Here is a 22,814-nt window from a genome sequence, read left to right on the forward strand (position 1 = left end):
CTGAATCGAAATTATTTTCATCCAGCCCTATCACTTTCCCATTCTCGTCCGGCTCACAGGCAATTGAGAAGTATTTCCATTCAGGAGCCGCTGTATGTCCCGTTCGCTCGACACCTTGTTGCGCCCCAGCTTGCTGGCGGTCGCCATTGCCTTCTGCACCCCGCTGATCAGTAGCCAACTGATCGCCGCCGAACAGGCATCCAGCGTTCGCGCCTACGACCTGCCGGCTGCGCCACTGGCCAGCACGCTGAACCAGATCGCCAGCCAGGCCGGCCTCGCCCTGTCGTTGAACCCGTCGCTGGCGGCCGGCAAGACCTCAGCCCCGGTCAACGGTCAATTCGACGCTACCGGCGCCTTGCGTCAGGCCCTGCGCGGCACCGGCCTGCAACTGGAACAAAGCAGCACCGGCACCTACAGCCTGGTGGCCGTGCCGGAAGGGGCGATGGTCCTGCCGGAAACCGCGATCATCGGCGCCGGCACCACTGAAAGCGCCTGGGGCCCGGTGGACGGCTATGTCGCCACTCGCACTGCGGCAGGCACCAAGACCGACACCGCCCTGGTCGAGGCGCCACGTTCGATTTCCGTCGCCACGCGCCAGCAGATGGACGACCGCAAGGTACAGAACCTCGATGACGCTGTGCGCTACATGCCCGGCATCGTCGCCAGCAGCTATGGCAGCGACACCCGCTCCGACTGGTTGCGCGTACGCGGCTTCGAACCGACCCAGTTCCTCGATGGCCTGCCGCTGCCAAAAGGCGTGTACGCCATGCCGAAAATTGAAACCTGGGACCTGGACCGCCTTGCCCTGCTGCGCGGCCCGGCCTCTTCGGTCTACGGCCAGACCCCGCCAGGCGGGCTGCTGGACATGGTCAGCCGCCGTCCAACGGCCGAGTCGAGCAACGAAGTGCAGCTGCAATACGGCAGCGACAACTATCGCCAGATCAACTTCGCCAGCACCGGCAAGATCGACGATGCCGGCCAGTTCCTCTACAGCCTGAGCGGCGTGCTGCGTGACAGCGACACGCAGATCGATCACATCGACAACAAGCGTTACAACATCGCGCCGAGCCTGACCTGGAACATCGACGAAGACACCAAACTCACCGTGCTGACGCAATTCACCCGCGACGATACCGGCATCACCAGCCAGTTCCTGCCGGTGCAGGGCACCAAGATCAAGATGCCGTTCGGCGACATCTCTCATCACAAAAACCTGGGCGACCCGGACTGGGAGTACTACGACCGTACCTACTACGCGCTGGGCTACGCGTTTGAACACCGCATCAACGATGTCTGGCAGTTCAAGCAGAACCTGCGTTACACCAAGACCGAACTGGATTTCCAGGCGCTGACCGTCGGTTCGTATCCGTTTACCCAAGTTGATGACCAGGGCAACGTCAACCGCACCTCCACCAGCGTTGACGAAAACATCGGCCAGTTCGCCGTAGACAACAACTTCCAGGGCGATTTCGCCACCGGCGACATCCGCCACACCCTGCTGATCGGTCTGGATCACCAGCGCAGCGATTCCAGCTACACCTCGATCTACGGTGACGGCCTGAAGACCAACGTCCTCAACCCGATCTACGGCCAGCCGATCGAGCGTCCGGCGCGCTCCACCGCGTACTACGACTACAACCAGAAGACCAACCAGACCGGCCTGTACGTGCAGGACCAGATGGCCCTCGACCAATGGCGCCTGACCCTCGGCGGTCGCGAAGACTGGATCCACACCGCCACCACCTACTTCAACAAGGGCGACGCGACCAACACCGATCGCAACAAGAAATTCAGCGGCAACGCGGCGATCAGCTACGTCTTCGATTCAGGGTTCGTGCCTTACCTGTCGTATGCCGAGTCATTCCAGCCAACCAGCAATGCCAGCAGTTCGCCGACCGACTCGTTCAAGCCGACCGAAGGCAAGCAATGGGAACTGGGCATCAAGTACCAGCCGCCAGGCAGCAACACCCTGCTCAGCGCCGCCGTGTATGACCTGACCCAGAAAAACGTCTCGGTCACCACGACAGTTAATGACGTGCCGATCACCAGCCAGACCGGCGAAGTGAAAGTCAAAGGCCTGGAGCTGGAAGCCGTATCCGACGTGACCGACAACCTCAAGGTCATCGCCGCCTACACCCTGGCCAAATCCGAAGTACAGAAAGGCAGCTTCGCTGGCAACCGCCTGCAACTGATGCCCAACCAGCAAGCCTCACTGTGGACCGACTACACCTGGCACACCGGCGTGCTGGACGGCTTCGGTGTCGGTGCCGGCGTGCGCTACACCGGCAACACCTATGGCGATCAGGCCAACACCTGGCTGGGCAAGGCCGACGCCTATACCGTGTTCGACGCCTCGGTGCATTACGACCTCGGCCGCCTGGACAACAGCCTCAAAGGCGCGTCCGTTGCCGTCAACGCCACCAACCTGTTCGACAAGGACTACATCTCCACCTGCGACGGCTTCTACTGCTACTACGGCGACCAGCGCAGTGTCGTCGCCAGTGCCACCTACAAGTGGTAATTTCCTGACATAACACGCCCCAAGATCAAGGCCGTCCTTCGTGGACGGCTTTGGTTTTTCTGAAGGCCATGAAATGAAAAGTAAAACAATTCGCCGCTGGTCCTTCGTCCACACCTGGACCAGCCTGATCTGCACCGTGTTCCTGCTGATGCTGGCGCTGACCGGCCTGCCGCTGATCTTCCATCACGAGATCGACCACCTGCTGGGCGATTCCGCCGAGCTGAAGCAGATGCCGGCCGATACGCCCCAGCTGGATTTGCAGCAGCTGGTCGTGGCGGCGCAAAAACACCGGCCGGGCGAGGTGATGCAGTACTTCGGCTGGGAGGACGATGATCCGAACGGCGTTGTCACCATCATGGCGAAAACCGCCGGCACCGAGCCGAATTCGTCGCACACGTTCATGCTCGACGCCCGCACCGGGGAAGCGCTGGAAATGCCGTCGGCCAACGGCGGCTTGATGATGGTCATGCTGCGCCTGCACGTCGACATGTTCGCCGGGCTGCCGGGCAAGTTGCTGCTGGCGTTCATGGGGTTGATGTTCGTCGCGGCGATCGTTTCCGGCACGGTGCTGTACCTGCCGTTCATGCGTCGCTTGGAATTCGCCACCGTGCGCCAGGACAAATCCACCCGGTTGCGCTGGCTTGACCTGCACAATCTGATTGGCGTCGTGACCCTGACCTGGGCTTTGGTGGTCGGTGTAACCGGCGTGATCAGCGCCTGCGCCGACCTGATCATTGCCGCATGGCGCACCGACAGCCTTAGCGCGATGGTCGCGCCGTACCGTGACGCGCCGCCGCTGACGCAGCTGGCACCGGCCACGCGATTGCTCGACATTGCCAAGGAAGTCGCGCCGGGCATGCAGCCGGATTTCATCGCCTTTCCCGGCACACGCTTCTCCAGCGAGCACCATTACGCGGTGTTCATGAAAGGCAGCACCCACCTGACTTCGCACCTGCTCACACCGGTGCTGATCGACGCCGCCACCCTGCAGGTCACTGCCGTGGCCGAGCGGCCGTGGTACATGGACGCCATGGGCATGTCGCAACCGCTGCACTTTGGCGACTACGGCGCCATGCCGATGAAAATCCTCTGGGCGACGCTGGATGGGCTGACCATCATCGTGCTCGGCAGCGGCGTGTATTTGTGGGTAGTACGGCGCAAGGCCGCCAAACCTGTACTCACCAAGACGCAGGTGCCAGCATGAGGCCACGTCAGTCAAACTTCTGGAAGGTCTTTGCGACGCCAGCGGTGATTGGCCTGCTCAGTGCCGCCGGGTTGTTCGCGGCATTGTTGGGGGATGGTGTGTGGGATGCGTTGAGCTGGGTTGGCTTGGGCATTCCGGCCGTCCTAGCCCTGCGCGGCCTCCTGCAACGCCACTAACCGCTGTGGCATCAGTGTGTTTTCTGATCTTGAGCTATCAGGGCAACACGCTATGCTGCCCCACACTGCCACCGACCGAGACGCTGCCATGTCCGCCCCGAGCATGACCCTGTTCCACAACCCGCTGTCGCCCTTCGTCCGCAAAGTCCTGGTGCTGCTGCATGAAACCGGTCAACAGGACCGCGTGGCGCTGCAAAGCAGTGTGCTCAGCCCGGTCAGTCCGGATCTGGCCCTCAATGAAGACAACCCCCTGGGCAAGATCCCGGCCCTGCGCCTGGCCGACGGCAACGTCATCCACGACAGCCGGGTGATACTTGACTACCTCGATCACCAACACGTCGGCAACCCGCTGATCCCACGGGACGGCTCGGCCCGCTGGCGCCGCCTGACCCTGGCGTCCATGGCCGACGGCATCATGGATGCGGCAGTGCTGATTCGTTACGAAGTCGCCCTGCGCGCCCCTGAAAAACAATGGGACGAATGGCTCGACGGCCAGCGCGACAAGATCCGACGCACCTTGGTCATGCTCGAAAAAGACGCGATTGCCGAGCTGACCAGCCATTTCGATGTGGCGGCGATCAGCGTGGCCTGCGCCTTGGGTTATCTGGACTTGCGCCATCCAGACCTGCAATGGCGCGAGGCGAATCCGCAATTGGCTGCGTGGTTTTTTGAGGTGAGTCAGCGCGCTTCAATGCTGGCGACCCTGCCCAAGGTTTGAACCGCCAACGCCCAAAACCCTAGCAGTTCTGCTAGTAGGCAACGGCTCGCAAATCTCCGATGCTAAAGGCCTCGTTAATCGGACCTTGAACGGAGCTCAGCCAGTGCCTACTTCCTCCCGCGAAACCGTATTGTGTCGCTACCGCTACGACGCCCTGGATCGCCAGCATAGCTGCTCACCCCCGCAGCAGCCGGACATCCAACGCTTTTACTGCAAAAGCCGTTTATCCACCGAAATACAAGGCGCGGTACAGACCAGCTTCTTCCAGCATGAAGACCAGTTGCTCGCGCAACAGCAAGTCGGCGACGCCAGGCTCGACACCACGCTGCTGGCGACGGACCAGCAACGCTCAGTGCTGAACGCGCTCGACGCGAATCAGCCCAATCCCCTGGCCTACTCGCCCTATGGCCATCGACCGCGGGGCAATGGCCTGCTCAGCCTGCTCGGGTTCAACGGTGAACGACCGGACCTGGTGACTGGGCACTATCATTTGGGTAATGGTTATCGGCAGTTCAACCCAGTGTTGATGCGCTTTAACAGCCCGGACAGTTTGAGTCCGTTTGGGGATGGCGGGTTGAATGCGTATGCGTATTGTGCGGGGGATCCGATTAACCGGAGAGACCCGACGGGACATATTCGAATCCCCGCGCCTATTTTTGATGATGTATTCGGAAATACCCAGTTACTCATGAGACGTTCCGGCTATCCCAAGATCCAATTCGACGCAACCATAAACAAAACAACCGAACTTTTCGGCGGATCGAAAAAATTTAAAATACTCGCCGACGCCAAAGGCGTAACCCCCGAAAGGCTTATGCTCGACACTTTACTTCCAGAAAAGCCGACCATTGCGTTCAGAGAAATCGATCCGCCAGAGGACAAACTGCTGTATCTGCAGCAGCAAGAATCACGACTTAGGGTTCTTCTGAAAAACAAGAACGTCAGCGAGGAACTGTTATTCTCGGAAAACCCCTATATCAAATACCTTGACGAAACCGGCGTGCGAAACTTAAAACAAGACCTACTTACCAACACCAATGATTTAAGTAACGAGATTTCGTATTTGACAGGTCTGCGCGATGGGGCTGACACCCCATATTTCAATGTGAAATTCTGGCAGGAGAGCGCCGCCAAATTAAGAACAGCATAAACACCTCAAGGTGAGTGAAAACAGGTCGTACGGGGCAATGACGCAGTAGAAAAGCGCATATAGAGGGCCGAATACTGAAGTCGACGTACAGGAAACAACCCGGCAATCAGCATCGCCAACTCAGTGCCCACCCGCTGATCCTCACGCAACCCCAACGACCGGCTCATTGCACCGCTCCCGTATCAAATTCCAGCGGCTTGGCCGCCTTCTGCCCAATGCCATACCAATCCAGCCTGCGAGTCAGCACCATAAACACACCCAGCACCCCGAACAGCAGCAACGAGCCCATCAACAACGCATAATCCTCTGCACTCAACAAGCCGTAGAGCAGGCCATACAACGCTGCCAGCCCCGCCGAAAAGCTCAAGCCATGACGCACGCTGCGCAGTACGTGGCAGACATAGAACCCGATCAACAACACACACCCACTGGCTGACAGCAGATACGCCAGGGCGAAGCCGATGTGTTCGGACAGCGACAGCAGCAACAGATAGAAGAACGCCAGGGCCACGCCCACCAAGGCGTATTGCACCGGGTGCACCGCCAGGCTTTTCAGTACTTCGAAGAGAAAGAAACCGGCGAACGTCAGGACGATGAACAACAGCGCATATTTGATCGCCCGGTCGCTTTTCAGGTATTGATCCACCGGGTCAATGAAGCTAACGCCGAAGCTGCGGCCATTGAACGCCTCGCAACCGCCACCGGACACACAGCTGCTCAGCGCTTCTTGCAGGTTGGTGGAGAAGAATGAGGTCTGCCAGTTGGCGCTAAACCCCTTTTCAGTGATTTCACGCTGGGCCGGCAGGTAGTTGCCAATGAAGCTGGGGTGCGGCCAGTTGGCGCTCAGCGAGACGTTGCTGGTCTTGCCCACCGGCAGCACCTGCAACTGACCGGTGCCTTGCAGGGTCAGATTGAAAGCGAAGTTCAATTCAGTGGCGTGAGTGGTGTCCAGCGCCGGCAACGTGACGTGCACGCCCTCGCCCAGCAAGCCCACCTGGGTACCCGGCACGAAGTCGAGCTGCTGACCATCGAGCTCCAGCTTCAACGCATTTTCGATGCCGCGAATATCGCTGATGCCCACCGCCAGAAACGGCTGATCAAACTGATAGTCAGCGAAGTTTTCCTTGATGCCCAACTGCTCCGGCAACGAAAAATGCCCGCTGATTCGATTGTCCGCGTGAAACAGCCGCGCCTCGTAAATGCCACGCGAGCGCAGCTCGGTCTTCACCTCGCCGTCGAGTTCGAAACGTTCGGGCAGAAAATACAATCGCCCGCGCTCTTCGCCGGTTTCCTGATAACGCTCGTTGGTTTTCTCGTTGAGCTTCCAGGTGCGCACCACCTTGCGATACGGCACCACCATCAGCGGCCCGCTGAGTTGCTGGCTGAAGCTGGAACTGCGGGCGATGTCTTCGAGCACGCCGTCGCGCCGCTGCTGACGGTCCTGGATCATGCCGTTGATCATCAGCAACGGGATCAGCAGTAGCAGAATCAATAGGGCAATCGCCCCGAGTTTTAGGGTCAGGCTGCGGTTCATGGGTTTCTCCCTGTTCGAATGGGGGAGAGTTTGAAAGGTGTGTGTGGGAGATCTGTGGCGCGAATGTGGGATTTGTGTGGAGTCTGCGCGAGCCGCTTCGCGAGCAGGTCGGTCCTAAGGCAGGCGCAACCTGACCTGCACCCCACCCTCGACATTGCCAATGCGAAACTCACCCTTATGCAGCTTGACCACTTCCTCGACAAAATTGAGCCCAAGCCCGGTACTTTTACGCCCGCTGTCCGGACGCGCCAATGAGTAAAAGCGCTCGCTCAAGCGCGGCAACGCATAATCAGGAATCGCCTCAGCCTGGTTGAACAACGTGAACTCAACCTGCTCCCCCACCCGCTCGGCACTGAAACGCAGCAGCCCGCCAACCGGGGTAAAGTCCAAGGCATTCTCAAGCAGATTACCCAGTGCCTGACGTAGCAGAAACGGCTCGCCCAGCACCTCCAGGTCATCTGGAATCAGCAGCTCAACCCGCAACTGCCTGCCTTCAATCCGCGCCACTTGGCCATCCAGCAAGGTGTCGACCAACGCTGCCAATGGCACGGTTACACGCGCCTCCAGCCCTTGCCGTTGCTCGACTTGCGCCAGATTCAGCAACCGCTCGATCAACTGCTGCATCCGCGCGCTTTCACTGTCGATATTGCTGACAAACCGCTGGCGTTGCGCCAACGGCATATCGCTTTCCAGTAACTCCGCGGCACCGCGAATCGCCGCCAGCGGGCTTTTCAGTTCGTGGGTCAGGGTATGGACGTAGCGCTCGACATAGGCCTTGCCTTCCAGCTGAGTACGCATCTGCTCCACCGCCGTGGCCAGTTGCTCCAGTTCGCCGCCGCGATAGTGCGGCACCTCGATCTTGCGGCCTTCGCTGACGGCCTGGGCGTACACCGTCAACCGTCGCAGTGCCGCGCTCAGCCACCAGGACAACAGCGCGCCGAACAGCAGGCCGAGGCCGATCAACCCGGCACCATAAATCAGCAATCGTCGCTCGGTGCGATCGATATAAGGCTGCAACGAGCTGTTGGGTTTCGCCACGGTGACAACGCCGATGATCTGACCGTTGTCACGAATCGGCGCGCCGACGTGCATCACCGAAGAGTTCGCATCGTTCGGGTCGCTGCGGGTGGAACGCGCACCGTATTCGCCCAGCAGGGTCAGATAAACGTCGTTCCAGCGCGAGTAGTCCTGCCCCACCGCCTCGCCACTGGAGTCCAGCACCACGATGCCCTTGGCGTCGGTAACGTAAATACGGTGGTTAACCTGGTTCTTCGGCAAGCCCCAGATAGTGGCGTTCGGTTGCCGCTCGCCATAGGCCTTGAGCAGTTGCGGCCAGTGATTCTGGTTAAGGGTGCCGGTCTTGAAATCGTCGCGCAGAATCTCGGCCATCAGGTTGGCCGTATCCACAAGCGTTTCTTCGGTGGACTGGCGCACGCCGGGGCGGATTTCCTCCATCACGGTGCTGAGCACGAAGTAACCGGTCAGGCCGATGAACAGCGCATAGACCAGAAAGATGCGGATCCCCAATGGCATCAGCTGTGCCTCGGGCTGTAGCTGTAGCCAATGCCGCGATGAGTCTGGATCGGTTCGGCGTCGGTGCTCACCAGCCGCAGCTTGGCGCGCACGCTCTTGATATGGCTGTCGATACTGCGCTCATAACCGGCATCAGCAGCGATGCCCAGCGCATCGAGCAATTGTTCTCGGCTGAACACCCGTTCGGGTTGTTCCAGCAGGCATTGCAGCAGACGGAACTCGTGGCGGGTCAACGTCAGCACCTGGCCGCGATAGCTGATCTGCACCCGTTCGATGTCGATACGAAACATCGCCGAAGGAACATCCGCCACCGTCACTCGCGGTGCCATGCGTTTGAGAATCGCCCGGACCCGCGCCGCCACTTCTCGCGGGCTGAACGGCTTGACCACGTAATCGTCGGCGCCGATTTCCAGGCCCACCACGCGGTCGATCTCGCCATCACGGGCACTGAGGAAAATCACCGGCACCTCGCTGAAACGCCGCAGTTGCTTGCAGGTTTCAAAGCCGCTGATGTCCGGCAGGCCGATGTCGAGAATGATCAGGTCAGCCGGCGTCTGCCGCTGATGCTCAAGCGCCACCGCGCCGAGGCTCACCCAGGACGTGGTAAAGCCTTCGCCCTGCAAGGCGAAAATCAGGGTGTCGGCAATCGCCGCTTCGTCTTCGACAATCAGAATATGAGGCATGACGTCCGAGCCCGGCAGTTAAGTGGGGCGAACGGTGAACCAAGGGGCAATCGCCGTCAATCGCAGGGTATGCAAATTGGCGGCGCGGTCTGTAATCCCTAGCAGTTCTGATAGTAGGCAACGGCTGAAAAAGCTCGGATGCTGGAGGTCCGTCTTTTTGGACGTGCACGGAGCTATGTCAATGCCTGACTCACCTCGCGAAACCATACTGTGCCGCTACCGCTACGACCCGCTGGATCGCCTGGCCGACTGCGAGCCATCCGCGCAGGCCGACATCCAACGCTTTTACTGCAAAAGCCGCCTGGCCACTGAAGTACAAGGCGCGGTGCAGACCAGCGTCTTTCAACATGAAGACCAGTTGCTGGCGCAACGCCAGGCCCAAAGCGGCAGGTTCGACACCACGCTGCTGGCGACCGATCAGCAGCGCTCGGCGTTGAATGCGCTCGACGCCACCCAGCCCAATCCCTTCGCCTATTCGCCCTATGGTCATCGGCCACAGGGGAATGGGTTGCTCAGTTTGCTGGGGTTCAACGGCGAACGGCCGGACCCGGTGACCGGGCATTATCATTTGGGCAAGGGGTATCGGCAGTTCAATCCGGTGTTGATGCGGTTCAACAGCCCGGACAGTTGGAGTCCGTTTGGGGAGGGTGGGGTGAATGCGTATGCGTATTGTGGTGGGGATCCGGTCAATCGCAGTGATCCGAGTGGGCATCTTGGGCCAAAGCTTCCGTTTGGCACAGTGCGACGGGCCTCATATCGCGTATCAGAGGCAGTAACGTTCAGTCGATCAATTAAAGTCTCAACACACACAACAACTGTGATATCAGCAGGCCCTCAAGCCCTGCCAAAAATGTCAAAAACAGCCACTTCGTCATCAACAAACGTTACTTCGTTGGCCAGTCAGACACCGACTCTAACGAGAGTACCAACCGAGCAAGTCAATTATCACGCCGTTCATTTGGAGATCGATTTACCCTCCCCCGTACCAGCCAGTCCCGGTCACCGTTTCCAGGATATTTCGAGATCTGCACGAACGCCAGACACTTTCCTGCCGGGCCAAACAATGTATGGCAATGGTGGAATGAACGGACCTCGCGTCAGGTTACTCCCCACCGAATCCACCCTTACGCGAGGGACTACCGACCCCTCTCGAGGAACAATGAGCAGCGCTCCGCAACCACAACTTTCCCCAGCACAAGTGGAGGCAGAATGGCAGCGGATGTTAGCAGAGCAAGCAGACTCGACAGGCTTTGGCGGTCAGGATGTCCTGTCAGGCAACATGGGTCGAATACGCCGCTAATGAACTGCTGTTTACTTCACAGCACCTCAACAATCCGGCTTGTCCGCCGTAAACCGTCGAGCCGGATTCACCGCCGCGCCAAATTCACGCAGCGCCTTGGCCCCAATCAGCAGCGGATAATTGAAGCTGCTGCGGTCCGTCAGGTTCACCTCAACCGTGCGCTTGACGTTGCCCAGGCACAGCTCCAGATCGACCACCGGGCGCTTGGCGACTTCGGTGCCGTTGTCATCGTCACCCTCGTCGGCGCGGCTCTTGATCTTGCTGATTCGTGCGACCTTGTGTTCATAGACCTTGTTGCCGCCGTCCTTGGTGCCGAGGCGGAAACGCACCCAGTCTTCGCCGTTGCGGCTAAAGGTTTCGATGTCCTTGGCTGACAGCGACGCAGTCAGGGCGCCGGTGTCCATCTTGGCCTTGAGCACTTCGCCGCCGATTTCCGGCAGCGCGATGTATTCGTAGCGCCCGTACAGGGTCGGCTCGGCGGCCAGGACCGGCAGGGCCACGAGGGAAAGCAGTGCAAGGAGGGATTTCACGTAGTCGGGTTCCTTGGGGAATGAGGGCGTCGAATGTGGGATTTTAGACCGCCAGTGATGAATTGGTTCGTTCGTCAGATCGCTTCGTCGGAACGCCGCCCGGGGCAAGCCCGCTCCCACAGGGAATTGGTGCTGGGCCCAACCCAAAACCCTGTGGGAGCGGGCTTGCCCGCGAAGGGGCCAGATCAATCACCACAGCAATCCAACTGATCATTCCACTCAAGCATACCCCCGCAAAAGTGAAACATTCGTCACCGCCGATTTGGCCTGTCGCCCCAACCTGCTTATCATGTCGCGCCCAAAACGCTTGCAAGAGTCACTTATGCGCCGCCTGCTCACCGGCTGTTTCGTTACGCTGCTGTTGTTACTCAACACCCTGGTGCTGTTCGGACCGCTGATGGTGTTTGCCCTGCTCAAGCTGATCCTGCCCGGTCGCCTGCGTGATTACGCCTCGTGGTCGGTGATGTGGATCGCCGAGACCTGGGCCGAAATCGACAAGCTGATCTTCCGCCTCTGCATCCCCACCCAATGGGACATCCGTGGCGGCGATGACTTGCGCGGCGACACGTCTTATCTGGTGATCAGCAACCACCAGTCCTGGGTCGACATTCCGGCGCTGATCCAGACCCTGAATCGGCGCACGCCGTTCTTCAAATTCTTCCTCAAGAAAGAACTGATCTGGGTGCCGTTTCTGGGACTGGCCTGGTGGGCGCTGGATTACCCGTTCATGAAACGCTACACCAAGGCGTTCCTGGCGAAGAACCCACAACTGCAAGGCAAGGATCTGGAGATCACCAAAGCCGCCTGCGAGCTGTTCAAGCGCCAGCCGGTGACCGTGGTCAATTACCTGGAAGGCACGCGCTTCACTGCCGCGAAAAGCGCACAGCAGCAGTCACCGTTCACCCACCTGCTCAAGCCCAAGGCGGGCGGCGTGGCGTTCGTGCTGGCGGCGATGGGCGAACAGCTGGACGCCATTCTCGATGTGACGGTGGTCTATCCGCAGCAGAACATTCCGGGGTTCTGGGACTTGATCTGCGGCAGCGTGCCGCGCGTGATCATCGACATTCAGACCCATGAACTGGACCCGGCGCTGTGGCAGGGCGATTACGAAAACGATCCGGTGTTTCGCCAGAAAATCCAGAACTGGGTCAACCAGCTCTGGATCGACAAGGACCGGCGTATCGACGCCTTGCGCGCCGAACGCCGTTGATCCGCCGGGGCCTGCTTAGCTGCCGGCACCCCAGATCCCGCCCAGGTTTTTCAGCAGCGAACCGCCGACGCCCTGGTCACCGAGGTACTTGAGGATCACCGGGGCAAACTGGCCGACCATGCTGTCGTTCATGCCCAGGGCGCCGAACGCACTGTTCAGGTCGCTGGTGTTCTTCACGTTACCCAGTGCGTTATCCAGACCCGCCGATTTGCCGGACGAACCGAGCATCCCGCTCAACGCGCCCATTTGCCCGCCACCGGACAACTTGTCCAGCCCCGGCACACTCTTGGCCAGTTGCGAGTAGTCGGTGGAACTCAGTTGATTCTTCGCCAGCCCCAGCATCGCCCCGGTGCCGCCGACGGCTTGTTGCGGGGTGACGTTCAGTTGCGAAGTCAGCGCGCCGAGCAGCCCGGCTGTTTGTGGGGTTGGGGCGGCGGCAGTGGCGGCGTTGCCACCCTGCATGCTCGAAGCCGCTTTGGTCACGTCGTCCAGGCTGAAGCCTGCGAAGACCGGGCTGGCCGCCACGGACAACAGCGAAGCCAGTGCAAAACCGCGTGAAATCTTCATCCAGACATCCTCTTGTGGCCATGAGCACCGCCCATCGGTGGACGGCAAAAAACGTGTGCGTTCGACTGAGATCCCGGGGGATTGTTCCCAGGTCCGGCGACAACAGCCTTATGTGGCAAAGGGTTTCGGTAAAGACGCCGTCCCTGTGGGAGCGAGCTTGCTCGCGATGGCGGTGGGTCAGCCTGAATCAATGTTGCTCCCACAGGTTTCGTGGTGTTCACAAAGAATTCTCCCCGCACTGCATCCAGTCTAGACCCGCCTGCGTATATCAAGCACGGACAGACATTCCTGGCCGATTCCCCCCCCACAAGGATCACCTCCATGAAACGCACTTCGATCAAAGCCCCGTTGATTGCCAGCCTGCTGACCCTGGCCCTTGGCGGCGGATTCGTGCTGAACACCGCACAAGCCGCCGACATGAGCCACGACACCGTGATGGTCGGTGGCCAGGCCATGATGCCAGGCAAGGACATCGTCGATAACGCAGTCAATTCCGCCGACCACACCACACTGGTCGCCGCCGTGAAAGCCGCAGGGCTGGTCGACACGCTCAAAGGCAAAGGTCCGTTTACCGTGTTCGCGCCGGTCAACTCGGCCTTCGCCGCCCTGCCTGCCGGCACCGTCGACACCCTGCTCAAACCGGAGAACAAAGCCACCCTGACCAAGATCCTCACCTACCACGTGGTCGCCGGCAAACTCGACATGATGGCCCTGGCCGCGAAGATCAAGGCCGGTGGCGGCAAGGCCGAACTCACCACCGTCGCTGGCGGCAAACTCTGGGTCATGATGAACGGCCCACACAACATCGTGATCAAGGATGAAAAAGGCGACGTCGCCGACATCACCACCTACGACGTGTACCAGTCCAACGGCGTGATTCAGGTCATCGACAAAGTGCTGATGCCCAAAGGTTAAGCAGTGCTTGCCGGCCCTGCGCATCGGGGTCGGCGTTTTTTCCGAGGTGACCACCCGTGAATGGAACAACGGCGCGCCGTGAACTAACCTCTGCCTGCAACCGGCATCGCTCGCAGCCCGTCATTACTCCCTCGACCGTCCGGAGAACTGTTATTTCCAGCACCGACGCCGATCAGCTCAGGCAGCTCCTGGCCCAGTGTTCACTGGGTGACCGCCGCGCATTCGAGACGCTTTATCGCAGTGTCGGCCCGCGCCTGCATGGCGTGGCCCTGCGCTTCATGGGCCGTAGTGACCTGGCAGAAGAAGTGCTGCAGGAAAGCTTTGTGCGTATCTGGAACAACGCCTCGCGTTATGAAGCGCACTTGTCGGCACCGCTGACCTGGATGATCAACATCACCCGCCATCAGGCCATCGACCAGTTGCGCAAACACCGCGACCGCCCGCTGACCGATCTCGAAGAACAGGCACTGGAAGACCCAAGCCCCTCGGCCCACGAACAACTCACCAGTGCCCGCGAGGCCAGCGCCCTGAACCGGTGCCTGGAAAGTCTCGAAGGCATGCAACGCCAATCGATCACCGTGGCCTATTTTCAAGGGCTGTCGTGTGCCGAGTTGGCCGCACATCTGGCCGCGCCACTGGGCTCGGTCAAATCCTGGATTCGTCGCGGTATGGAGCGCCTGCGCAGGTGCCTTGAATCATGAACTATCAGACCCCGACCCTGCGCCGCGCCCTCGCCGCCGATTACGCCATTGGCCTGATGCCGGCTGCCGCTCGCCGACGTTTTGAACAGTTGCTGCTTGATGACGCCGCACTGCGCGCCGAACTGGCGCAATGGCAGGAGACCCTCGCCAGCCTGACGGATGCCCTGCCCGAGCAACCGGTGCCGGATCACGTGTGGCACGGGATTACCGCGCGCATCGATCCGCAAGTGCTGCATGTACCGGCCAAACGGCCATTCTGGAACTGGCTGCGGGTGACGGCGGCAGTGTGTTCTCTGGTGATCGCCGTGGCCCTGGGCGTGCTCTACAACCGTGACACTGCGCGGTACAGCGCCACACTGCTGACCGCCGATGCGCAGCCTGCGCTGAAGGTCGAAGCTCATGCCAATTACCTGAACGTCGAACCGCTGGCCCTGGCCGCCGTCGAACCGGACCGCAGCCTGGAATTGTGGGCAATTGCGGCCGATGGCAAACCGGTTTCCCTCGGGGTGATTCCGGCGGGCGGCAAAGGCAAGGTCGAGCTGAATGAGGTGCAGAGAGCACTGATCGGCAAGCCGATTGCGCTGGCGGTCAGCCTTGAGCCCAAAGGCGGCTCGCCGACCGGGCAACCGACGGGGCCGGTGCTGTATCAAGGTGCGTTGGCAGGGCGCTGACATCGGCCCCTGTAGGAGCTGCCGTGCTTTTGCGAGATGTGTTCCGGCAGGCTACACAACCTTGCGTCGTTGCCTACAACTGCGCCAGAATCCGCCGGCTTGTGTGCCTGGAGGGCCGTCGGTAACTTGGTTCGCGTCACTGATCCCCAGTGATCGGGTTTAGTCGCCCGGCGAAACTAAGTCGTGCAAGCCGTCATCAGTCAGGTATCCCATCCCTGCACTTGATGGTAGCTGTGCGCAGGGCGCCTTCGGGTGCGCCGATTTCTTAGTTCGTCGGTCGACTAACCTGCGTACGGCTGCCTCCCTTCGTTTAGTCGCGAGCGGGTCGCAGCCTCATCAAGAGTGAACTGAGACATGATCAAACCCACACCCAATCCCCCGAAGACCGAGCCGGTCCCCCACGATCCAGCGCTCGATCCAAAAAAGCTGAAAGAAGCCGCCAACCGCGCACTCAACTTCTACCTCAAGCCCGCCAGCCTCAAACCCCGCGCACCCAGCACCATCTTCCTCATCGCCCCCGACATCGACACCGAAACCCTGCTGGCCAACGCCTGCGAGTCCCTGGCCTCGGCGAGCGTGATGATGAGCGATTTCGCCGGGTTTCTGGATGGCACACAGCGCAACACAATGCTGGGCATTCAACAGGTGATCATGCTCGGTGAGCTGGCGGTTAACCGGGCACTGGACAACCTTGAGCCGGCGGGTGCAACGACTTGACTGGCAGACAAAATCCCACGAACAAAGAATAACCACTGTGGGAGCGAGCAGGTTCGCTCCCACATGGATTTGCTGTGCCTAAATGCGCTGCGACCCTATCAGTTCTGCTAGTACCCAACCTCGGCCAATTGCGCCACAGTAAACCCCTGAACCGACGCACCTTTCAGGGAGTCCAGCCCCATGCAGCCCAACCGCGAAACCCTGCTGTGCCGCTACCACTACGATCCACTGGATCGCCTGGTCGCCAGCACACCTGCAGCGCAGCCCGGTACCCAGCGCTTCTACCAGAAAACTCGCCTGGCCACCGAGATCCACGGTGCGCTGCAGCGCTCGATCATGCAGTACGACGACCAGTTGCTGGCGCAGCAACAGCACGAGACCGGCGCCGTGCAAACCCGCCTGCTCGCCACCGATCAGCAGCGCTCGGTGTTGAACGCCCTGGATGCAACTCAACCCCAACCCATTGCCTACACGCCTTACGGTCACCGCCCGCCGGAAAACGGCTTGCTAAGCCTGCTGGGCTTCAACGGCGAACGGCTGGATCCGCTGACCGGGCATTATTTACTGGGTAATGGCTATCGGGCGTTCAACCCGGTATTGATGCGATTTAACAGCCCGGACAGTTGGAGTCCGTTTGGGGAGGGTGGGTTGAATGCATATGCGTATTGCCAGGGCGACCCACTAAACTTTTCAGACCCGACAGGACATATACGAGGACTAAAATCATTACTGGGTATATTACCGAGCACAAAACGTGCAAGCGCACCAGCCACCGCTGTTATTGCAACACCTCCCGGCAAAATGAGGAATGTCACTAAACTTGCCGACAATGCCTTCACTTTTGAATCAACGCACAAAGGTGGCTCGAGACTTACCATTGCTGCTCACGGTAGTGAAGCACACCCAGGAAAACTCGTCATCGGCAACGAATATTGGGACGCACAAACCATAATAAAAAACATAGATCTCAACACTTATGATCGAGTGCGAATACTGGCCTGCAACTCTGATGAAATAGGTGCCGAGATAGCCCTGACAAAAGGAAAAGAAGTTAAGGCATATATCGGAAGAATCACCACAAACCTTTCAGACGAAAAAATGGCAAGGATCTATAACTTTCATAATTCAGCAAAAATTGCAGACTTGGGAGTTATCAACCTGGTCATCCGCAAACAAAATACATATGACCCGCTGAAAGAACCTTTGGAGCACTCAACATTCAACTACCAACCTGTAAAATTCAAGCTATAGAGGAAAGCCAAGGAGTAACACAATGGACGCTAATCGTCTCGTAGTGCTCTGCCGCTACCACTACGACCCACTGGACCGCCTGGTCGCCAGCACACCTGCAGCGCAGCCCGGTACCCAGCGCTTCTACCAGAAAGATCACCTGGCCACCGAGATCCAGGGCGCGTTACAACACTCGATCATGCAGCACGATGATCATCTGCTGGCACAGCAACAGTATCAAAGCGGCACCGTGCAAACCCGCCTGCTCGCCACTGATCAGCAGCGTTCGGTGTTGAACGCCCTGGATGCAACTCAACCCCAACCCCTTGCCTACACGCCTTACGGCCACCGCCCGCTGGAAAACGGTTTGCTCAGCCTGCCAGGCTTCAACGGCGAACGGCTGGATCCGCTGACCGGGCATTATTTACTGGGTAATGGCTACCGGGCGTTCAACCCGGTATTGATGCGATTTAACAGCCCGGACAGTTGGAGTCCGTTTGGGGAGGGTGGCTTTAACACTTACGCCTACTGCGAAAATGATCCGATCAATTACGCAGATCCGTCTGGCAACCTAAAACTTTTCTTTTTCGCTCGCAGACTCTTCAACCAGCCAGATATATCCGGCGCCCTGTTTCGAGTTAAAAAAAGCCTGGGCAGTATAAAAAAAGCCAACGCAAAAATGAAAGCAATAGCAGCACCAATAGCAGAGAGGACACCAAGAGAAACAGTACCGCCTAGTCCCCTAAGCACGCAGCAAACAAACGCCCCTGCGACAAACAAAACGCTCATCGAGGGGGCCAACCCCCGTAAAGAGCCAAGCACGCTTGCACATAAGGGCACCAATAAAGCATCTATCGCTAAAAGTAACGCCGCCCTACCCCCTATTCATAACTACGCTGCTCCTGGCGAATGGGACGTGCAACTCATCCCTGTCCCATTGCCGCCTACCATTAACAGGTCCCCTTTACGCCCTGTTCATAACTACGCCGCTTCTGACGAATGGAACGTGCGTTTAACCCCTGACTCTATGCAACCTGTCGTTCGCTTAATCCGCATGAAGGATTAATCACCCATTGTTGACGACACCTGTCGGTGCCGAGAATGAATGCAGCTCGCAAATCAAACACTATCAGTTCTGCTAGTACCCAACTCCAGCCAATTGCGCCACAGTAAACCCCTGAACCGACGCACCTTTCAGGGAGTCCAGCCCCATGCAGTCCAACCGCGAAACCCTGCTGTGCCATTACCACTACGATCCACTGGATCGCCTGGTCGCCAGCACACCTGCAGCGCAGCCCGGTACCCAGCGCTTCTACCAGAAAACTCGCCTGGCCACCGAGATCCACGGTGCGCTGCAGCGCTCGATCATGCAGTACGACGACCAGTTGCTGGCGCAGCAACAGCACGAGACCGGCGCCGTGCAAACCCGCCTGCTCGCCACTGATCAGCAGCGTTCGGTGTTGAACGCTCTGGACGCAACTCAACCCCAACCCATCGCCTACACGCCTTACGGCCACCGCCCACAGGAAAACGGCTTGCTCAGCCTGCTAGGCTTCAACGGCGAACGGCCGGATCCGCTGACCGGGCACTATCTATTAGGCAATGGCTATCGGGCGTTGAACCCGGTATTGATGCGATTTAACAGCCCGGACAGTTGGAGTCCGTTTGGGGAGGGTGGGTTGAATGCGTATAGCTATTGCGGCGGGGATCCAGTAAATCAAAGTGATCCAAACGGGCATATAGGCTTGCTGTGGGGAGTTGTCAGAAACAATATATCCAAGATCCTACAGATGAAAAATTCGCCCAAAGCCCTTTCTTCCATTAAGTCGGTGGGAGGAGAAACGTCCTCGATGACTCCAAAAGTTTCGACGGTCAGCAAAACACCCACAGGTGTTCCGCTTTTTCAAGCAAACGGCACTCCTGCGGGACCACCGCCTCGATATACAGCCAAGCCCTCTGCAACACCTTTTACTGGTAAGTTGCAGCGCGATTTTCACGTGCAACCGCCAAGCTATGATTCCCTAAGCGCAAACAATCACTTCGCCGGAGCCTTTGATCCGAAATACGCACCGGCATATTTCGGGGACATTATTCCAACACCGAGGCCATCAAGGATTCAAACCCGAATCGATAACTACACTAATGAATATCGGTCCCTGATTGATTCAATTCAAGACACTCCATCCGACCGCGTTCGTACAAGACTTCATGAGCTAGAAGGACGCATTAGGGAACTACGCAGTGGCAATACTGATACTCCCTTAGTTATCCCCAGCTATCAGAAATAGAAAAGGGCGACTCACGTCGCCCTTTTTCATAGCGCAAAATCCTTACGCCGCACTGAACAACTTATGCGGATCAATCACAAATTTCTTCGGCACGCCCGCATCGAATTCGCCATACCCACGCGGCGCATCATCCAGGCTGATCACCTCGACCCCGACAATGTCGGCAATGTGAATACGGTCCCACATGATCGCCTGCATCAACTGGCGGTTGTACTTCATCACTGGCGTTTGCCCGGTGTGGAAGCTGTGGGATTTGGCCCAGCCCAGGCCGAAACGAATGCTCAGGCTGCCCATTTTCGCGGCGGCGTCCACGGCGCCCGGGTCTTCGGTGACGTACAGGCCTGGAATGCCGATCTTGCCCGCTACGCGCACTACACCCATCAACGAGTTGAGTACGGTGGCCGGGGCTTCGTGTTTGACGCCGTCATGGCCGTGGCCGCGGGCTTCGAAGCCCACGCAATCGACGGCGCAGTCGACTTCCGGCTCGCCCAGCAGGGCGGCGATCTGTTCGTGCAGCGGTGTGTCTGTCGACAGGTCGACGATTTCAAAACCCTGCGCCTTGGCGTGGGCCAGGCGGATCGAATTGACGTCACCGATGATCACCACTGCCGCGCCCAACAGGCGAGCGGAAGCGGCAGCGGCCAGGCCGACCGGGCCGGCACCGGCGATGTAGACGGTGCTGCCGGGGCCGACGCCAGCAGTGACGGCGCCGTGATAACCGGTGGGCAGGATGTCGGAGAGGCAGGTCAGGTCGCGGATTTTCTCCATGGCCTTGTCGCGGTCCGGCAGTTTCAGCAGGTTGAAGTCGGCATAAGGCACCAGCACGTATTCGGCCTGGCCACCGGTCCAGTCGCCCATGTCCACGTAGCCGTAAGCACCACCGGCACGGGCCGGGTTGACGGTCAGGCAGACGCCGGTGTGTTGCTCTTTGCAGGAACGGCAACGCCCGCACGCCACGTTGAACGGCACGGAGACCAGGTCGCCGATTTTCAGGTTCTCGACGTCGCTGCCCTTCTCGATCACTTCGCCGGTGATCTCGTGGCCCAGCACCAGGCCGGTCTGCGCCGTGGTCCGGCCGCGCACCATGTGCTGGTCGGAACCACAGATGTTGGTGGACACCACGCGCAGGATGACGCCGTGCTCGATCTTCCTGCCGCGCGGGTCCTGCATTTTCGGATAGTCGATTTTCTGTACTTCGACTTTGCCATTGCCGAGATACACCACACCACGATTGCCAGACATGCTTTCACCTCGCTGTTGTTTTTATGGAACCGCGTTGCCCAGGCAGGCAGCGCGTTTAAGTGCTCGGGTTATTGCCTGTGTGTCTTGTGTTGTTTGTCAGGGCCTCTTCGCGAGCAGGCTCGCTCCCACAGGTGATCGGGGGTGTACATAAAATCTGCAAACGACACAGAACCCCGTGGGAGCGGGCTTGCCCGCGATAGCGATCTAAAGAACGACGGTACGATTGGCGTTCAAAAACACCCGTCTTTCGATGTGATACCCCACCGCCCGCGCCAGCGTCAGGCCCTCGATATCCCGTCCCTTGGCGATCAAATCTTCCGGGTAATGACTGTGGTCCACCGCCTCCACGCCCTGGGCGATGATCGGGCCTTCGTCCAGGTCGTTGTTGATGTAGTGCGCGGTGGCACCGACCAGCTTCACGCCCTTGTTGTAGGCCTGGTGATACGGCTTGGCACCCTTGAAACCGGGCAGCAGGGAGTGGTGAATGTTGATCGCCTTGCCGTCGAGTTTGCGGCACAGCTCCGGCGACAGGACCTGCATGTAGCGGGCAAGGATCACCAGTTCGGCGCCGGACTCTTCGATCACCTGCCACACCTGACGCTCCTGGGACGGTTTGTCGTTGGGGTCGAGCGGGAAGTGGTAGTACGGAATCTGGTGCCAGTCGGCCAGCGGCTTGAGGTCCGGGTGGTTGGAAACCACGGCGGCCACGTCCATCGACAACTGGCCGATGCGCTGGCGGTAGAGCAAGTCGTTGAGGCAGTGATCGGCCTTGGACACCATGATCACCACTTTGGGCCGGTAGTTCGGCGCGGTCAGTTCGAAGATCATGCCGAACGCCTGGCCGCGTTCCTCCAGCCCGGCGCGGAACGCCTGTTCGTCGAAGCCGTCGGGCTGGCGGAATTCCACGCGAATGAAGAAGCGGCCCGAGAGCCGGTCATCGAAGGAATGGTGCTCGGTGACGTAGCAGCCCTGCTCGAACAGAAAGCGGGTCACCGCATCCACCGTGCCGAGGACGCTGGGGCAGTCGGCGGTCAGGATCCATGTGTCTGGGGCGCGGCTCATAGTGCGGTGACTCCTGCTGCAACATCTGTGATCAGAGATAACTCTGTGGCGAGGGTGCTTGCTCGCGCTGGGTTGCGAAGCGACCCCAAAATCAGCAACCGCGATCCTTCAGGAAGAACGCGGGATCAGGTTTTGCGACTGCTGCGCAGCCGAGCGGGAGCAAGCTCCCTCGCCACAAAAGCAGTGCCCACTCAACACTGAGTCAGGCCTGAACGCTCAAGCCGTACTCGGCGGCCGCATCCTGCAACCACAACCACCAGTAGTCCGAGAAACTGCGGCGGATCAGCAGTTCCCAAGTGTCTTCGCCGGTATGGCGAATCACCAGTTGCGACTTGGCGAACACGGTGCCGACGGCTTTACCCACCGGGAAGCTGTTGGGGTGCACGTCGTAGCTGGTGGATTTCATCAGCACCTGGCGTACGTTCGGTCCGCTGAGTTCGAGGATCTGCTGGCCGCCGCTGACGTTGACGATCTGGATATGCAGCTCGCCCAGCGCTTCGCGCAATTTCTGTTCGGCGGCAAATTCTTCACCGCCCGGCACGATCAGCAGCCATTCATCCGGGCCCATCCATTGCAGGCTGGTTTCGCCCTTGATGATGACGCTCAGCGCACCCGGCAATTCGATGCCCAGGGCCTTGTGCACGCCGGCGGCGAACGCCGCATCGTGGCCATCGCCACGAATCGTCAGATGGCCGAGGAGTTTTTTCTCACGCACGATCACGCCGGCGTTCTTGCGGCCCTTGCCCACCAGGCTGGCGAGGTCGGCATGATGCAGCGACGACTCGGCCTTGGCCCCGGTAGTTGGGCGTTGTTGGTACACATTGGCTGCGGTCATATGGAACACCTAATTCTATAAGCCTTG

The 22,814-nt window shown here is 59.3% G+C and carries 22 protein-coding genes; 14 read left to right on the top strand and 8 right to left on the bottom strand.

Going from position 1 to position 22,814, the window contains the following annotated elements; genetic code table 11:
- Positions 1 to 94 precede the first annotated feature (94 nt).
- From POF45_RS13325 to POF45_RS13345, 5 genes are all read left to right on the top strand, one after another.
- Entirely contained in the window at positions 95 to 2,521 is a 2,427-nt protein-coding gene (locus POF45_RS13325) for a TonB-dependent siderophore receptor (RefSeq protein ID WP_282315833.1), read from the top strand.
- Positions 2,522 to 2,594: 73 nt separating this feature from the next.
- A complete protein-coding gene (locus POF45_RS13330; RefSeq protein ID WP_282315834.1) occupies positions 2,595 to 3,725 on the top strand; it encodes a PepSY-associated TM helix domain-containing protein in 1,131 nt (376 codons plus the stop codon).
- A complete protein-coding gene (locus POF45_RS13335; protein WP_259497154.1) occupies positions 3,722 to 3,901 on the top strand; it encodes a hypothetical protein in 180 nt (59 codons plus the stop codon). Before POF45_RS13330 ends, POF45_RS13335 begins: the two co-directional genes overlap by 4 nt.
- Before the next feature lie 88 nt (positions 3,902 to 3,989).
- Entirely contained in the window at positions 3,990 to 4,619 is a 630-nt protein-coding gene (locus tag POF45_RS13340; protein ID WP_259497155.1) for a glutathione S-transferase, read from the top strand.
- A 103-nt stretch (positions 4,620 to 4,722) separates the two neighbouring features.
- Entirely contained in the window at positions 4,723 to 5,769 is a 1,047-nt protein-coding gene (locus POF45_RS13345; RefSeq protein WP_282315835.1) for an RHS repeat-associated core domain-containing protein, read from the top strand.
- A gap of 163 nt (positions 5,770 to 5,932) precedes the next feature.
- Here POF45_RS13345 and creD read toward each other — a convergent pair whose 3' ends face one another.
- From creD to creB, 3 genes are all read right to left on the bottom strand, one after another.
- Entirely contained in the window at positions 5,933 to 7,303 is a 1,371-nt protein-coding gene (gene creD, locus POF45_RS13350) for a cell envelope integrity protein CreD (protein WP_259497157.1), read from the bottom strand.
- A 114-nt stretch (positions 7,304 to 7,417) separates the two neighbouring features.
- Positions 7,418 to 8,836 carry a two-component system sensor histidine kinase CreC gene (gene creC, locus POF45_RS13355; protein WP_282315836.1) on the bottom strand — a complete coding sequence of 473 codons (1,419 nt, stop codon included), beginning with the start codon at positions 8,834 to 8,836 and terminating at the stop codon, positions 7,418 to 7,420.
- A complete protein-coding gene (gene creB / locus POF45_RS13360) occupies positions 8,836 to 9,519 on the bottom strand; it encodes a two-component system response regulator CreB (protein WP_282315837.1) in 684 nt (227 codons plus the stop codon). The genes creC and creB overlap by 1 nt, the downstream gene beginning before the upstream one ends.
- A 181-nt stretch (positions 9,520 to 9,700) precedes the next feature.
- On the opposite strand from creB, the gene POF45_RS13365 reads away from it, so the two are divergent.
- Complete coding sequence (locus POF45_RS13365) at positions 9,701 to 10,819, top strand: RHS repeat-associated core domain-containing protein (protein ID WP_282315839.1); 1,119 nt, start codon at positions 9,701 to 9,703, stop codon at positions 10,817 to 10,819.
- Between the two features lie 26 nt (positions 10,820 to 10,845).
- On the opposite strand, the gene rloA2 is transcribed toward POF45_RS13365, so the two are convergent.
- The gene (gene rloA2, locus POF45_RS13370) at positions 10,846 to 11,349 is read right to left on the bottom strand and encodes a retropepsin-like aspartic peptidase RloA2 (protein WP_259497161.1); all 504 of its coding nucleotides are present in this window, start codon (positions 11,347 to 11,349) and stop codon (positions 10,846 to 10,848) included.
- Positions 11,350 to 11,671: 322 nt separating this feature from the next.
- Here rloA2 and yihG point away from each other — a divergent pair, with 322 nt between their 5' ends.
- Positions 11,672 to 12,559, top strand: coding sequence for a 1-acylglycerol-3-phosphate O-acyltransferase, YihG family (gene yihG / locus POF45_RS13375; protein WP_282315840.1), 888 nt, complete (start codon positions 11,672 to 11,674; stop codon positions 12,557 to 12,559).
- Between the two features lie 15 nt (positions 12,560 to 12,574).
- Here yihG and POF45_RS13380 read toward each other — a convergent pair whose 3' ends face one another.
- Positions 12,575 to 13,126 carry a DUF2780 domain-containing protein gene (locus POF45_RS13380; RefSeq protein ID WP_259497163.1) on the bottom strand — a complete coding sequence of 184 codons (552 nt, stop codon included), beginning with the start codon at positions 13,124 to 13,126 and terminating at the stop codon, positions 12,575 to 12,577.
- A gap of 321 nt (positions 13,127 to 13,447) precedes the next feature.
- Between POF45_RS13380 and POF45_RS13385 the strand changes: the two genes are divergently transcribed.
- The 7 genes from POF45_RS13385 to POF45_RS13415 all read left to right on the top strand — a co-directional run bounded on the left by POF45_RS13385 (position 13,448) and on the right by POF45_RS13415 (position 19,648).
- Positions 13,448 to 14,041, top strand: a complete 594-nt coding sequence (locus tag POF45_RS13385) for a fasciclin domain-containing protein (RefSeq protein ID WP_259497164.1) — start codon at positions 13,448 to 13,450, stop codon at positions 14,039 to 14,041.
- Between the two features lie 56 nt (positions 14,042 to 14,097).
- Positions 14,098 to 14,742, top strand: a complete 645-nt coding sequence (locus POF45_RS13390) for a sigma-70 family RNA polymerase sigma factor (protein ID WP_259497165.1) — start codon at positions 14,098 to 14,100, stop codon at positions 14,740 to 14,742.
- A complete protein-coding gene (locus tag POF45_RS13395; protein ID WP_282315841.1) occupies positions 14,739 to 15,413 on the top strand; it encodes an anti-sigma factor in 675 nt (224 codons plus the stop codon). Before POF45_RS13390 ends, POF45_RS13395 begins: the two co-directional genes overlap by 4 nt.
- 354 nt (positions 15,414 to 15,767) lie before the next feature.
- Positions 15,768 to 16,130 carry a DUF6124 family protein gene (locus POF45_RS13400; RefSeq protein WP_259497167.1) on the top strand — a complete coding sequence of 121 codons (363 nt, stop codon included), beginning with the start codon at positions 15,768 to 15,770 and terminating at the stop codon, positions 16,128 to 16,130.
- A gap of 180 nt (positions 16,131 to 16,310) precedes the next feature.
- A complete protein-coding gene (locus tag POF45_RS13405) occupies positions 16,311 to 17,381 on the top strand; it encodes an RHS repeat-associated core domain-containing protein (RefSeq protein WP_282315843.1) in 1,071 nt (356 codons plus the stop codon).
- Positions 17,382 to 17,403: 22 nt separating this feature from the next.
- Positions 17,404 to 18,426, top strand: coding sequence for an RHS repeat-associated core domain-containing protein (locus POF45_RS13410; RefSeq protein ID WP_282315844.1), 1,023 nt, complete (start codon positions 17,404 to 17,406; stop codon positions 18,424 to 18,426).
- 145 nt (positions 18,427 to 18,571) lie between these two features.
- Positions 18,572 to 19,648 carry an RHS repeat-associated core domain-containing protein gene (locus POF45_RS13415; protein ID WP_282315845.1) on the top strand — a complete coding sequence of 359 codons (1,077 nt, stop codon included), beginning with the start codon at positions 18,572 to 18,574 and terminating at the stop codon, positions 19,646 to 19,648.
- A gap of 42 nt (positions 19,649 to 19,690) precedes the next feature.
- On the opposite strand, the gene fdhA is transcribed toward POF45_RS13415, so the two are convergent.
- The 3 genes from fdhA to POF45_RS13430 all read right to left on the bottom strand — a co-directional run bounded on the left by fdhA (position 19,691) and on the right by POF45_RS13430 (position 22,787).
- Entirely contained in the window at positions 19,691 to 20,890 is a 1,200-nt protein-coding gene (gene fdhA / locus POF45_RS13420; protein ID WP_259497171.1) for a formaldehyde dehydrogenase, glutathione-independent, read from the bottom strand.
- 204 nt (positions 20,891 to 21,094) lie between these two features.
- Positions 21,095 to 21,952 (bottom strand): formyltetrahydrofolate deformylase, encoded by an 858-nt coding sequence (gene purU / locus POF45_RS13425; RefSeq protein WP_008147101.1) that lies wholly within the window; start codon positions 21,950 to 21,952, stop codon positions 21,095 to 21,097.
- A 202-nt stretch (positions 21,953 to 22,154) separates the two neighbouring features.
- Complete coding sequence (locus POF45_RS13430) at positions 22,155 to 22,787, bottom strand: sarcosine oxidase subunit gamma (protein ID WP_259497172.1); 633 nt, start codon at positions 22,785 to 22,787, stop codon at positions 22,155 to 22,157.
- Positions 22,788 to 22,814: the final 27 nt, after the last annotated feature.

It is taken from the genome of Pseudomonas fungipugnans (genome assembly GCF_029955235.1).
Classification (GTDB): Bacteria; Pseudomonadota; Gammaproteobacteria; order Pseudomonadales; family Pseudomonadaceae; genus Aquipseudomonas; species Aquipseudomonas fungipugnans.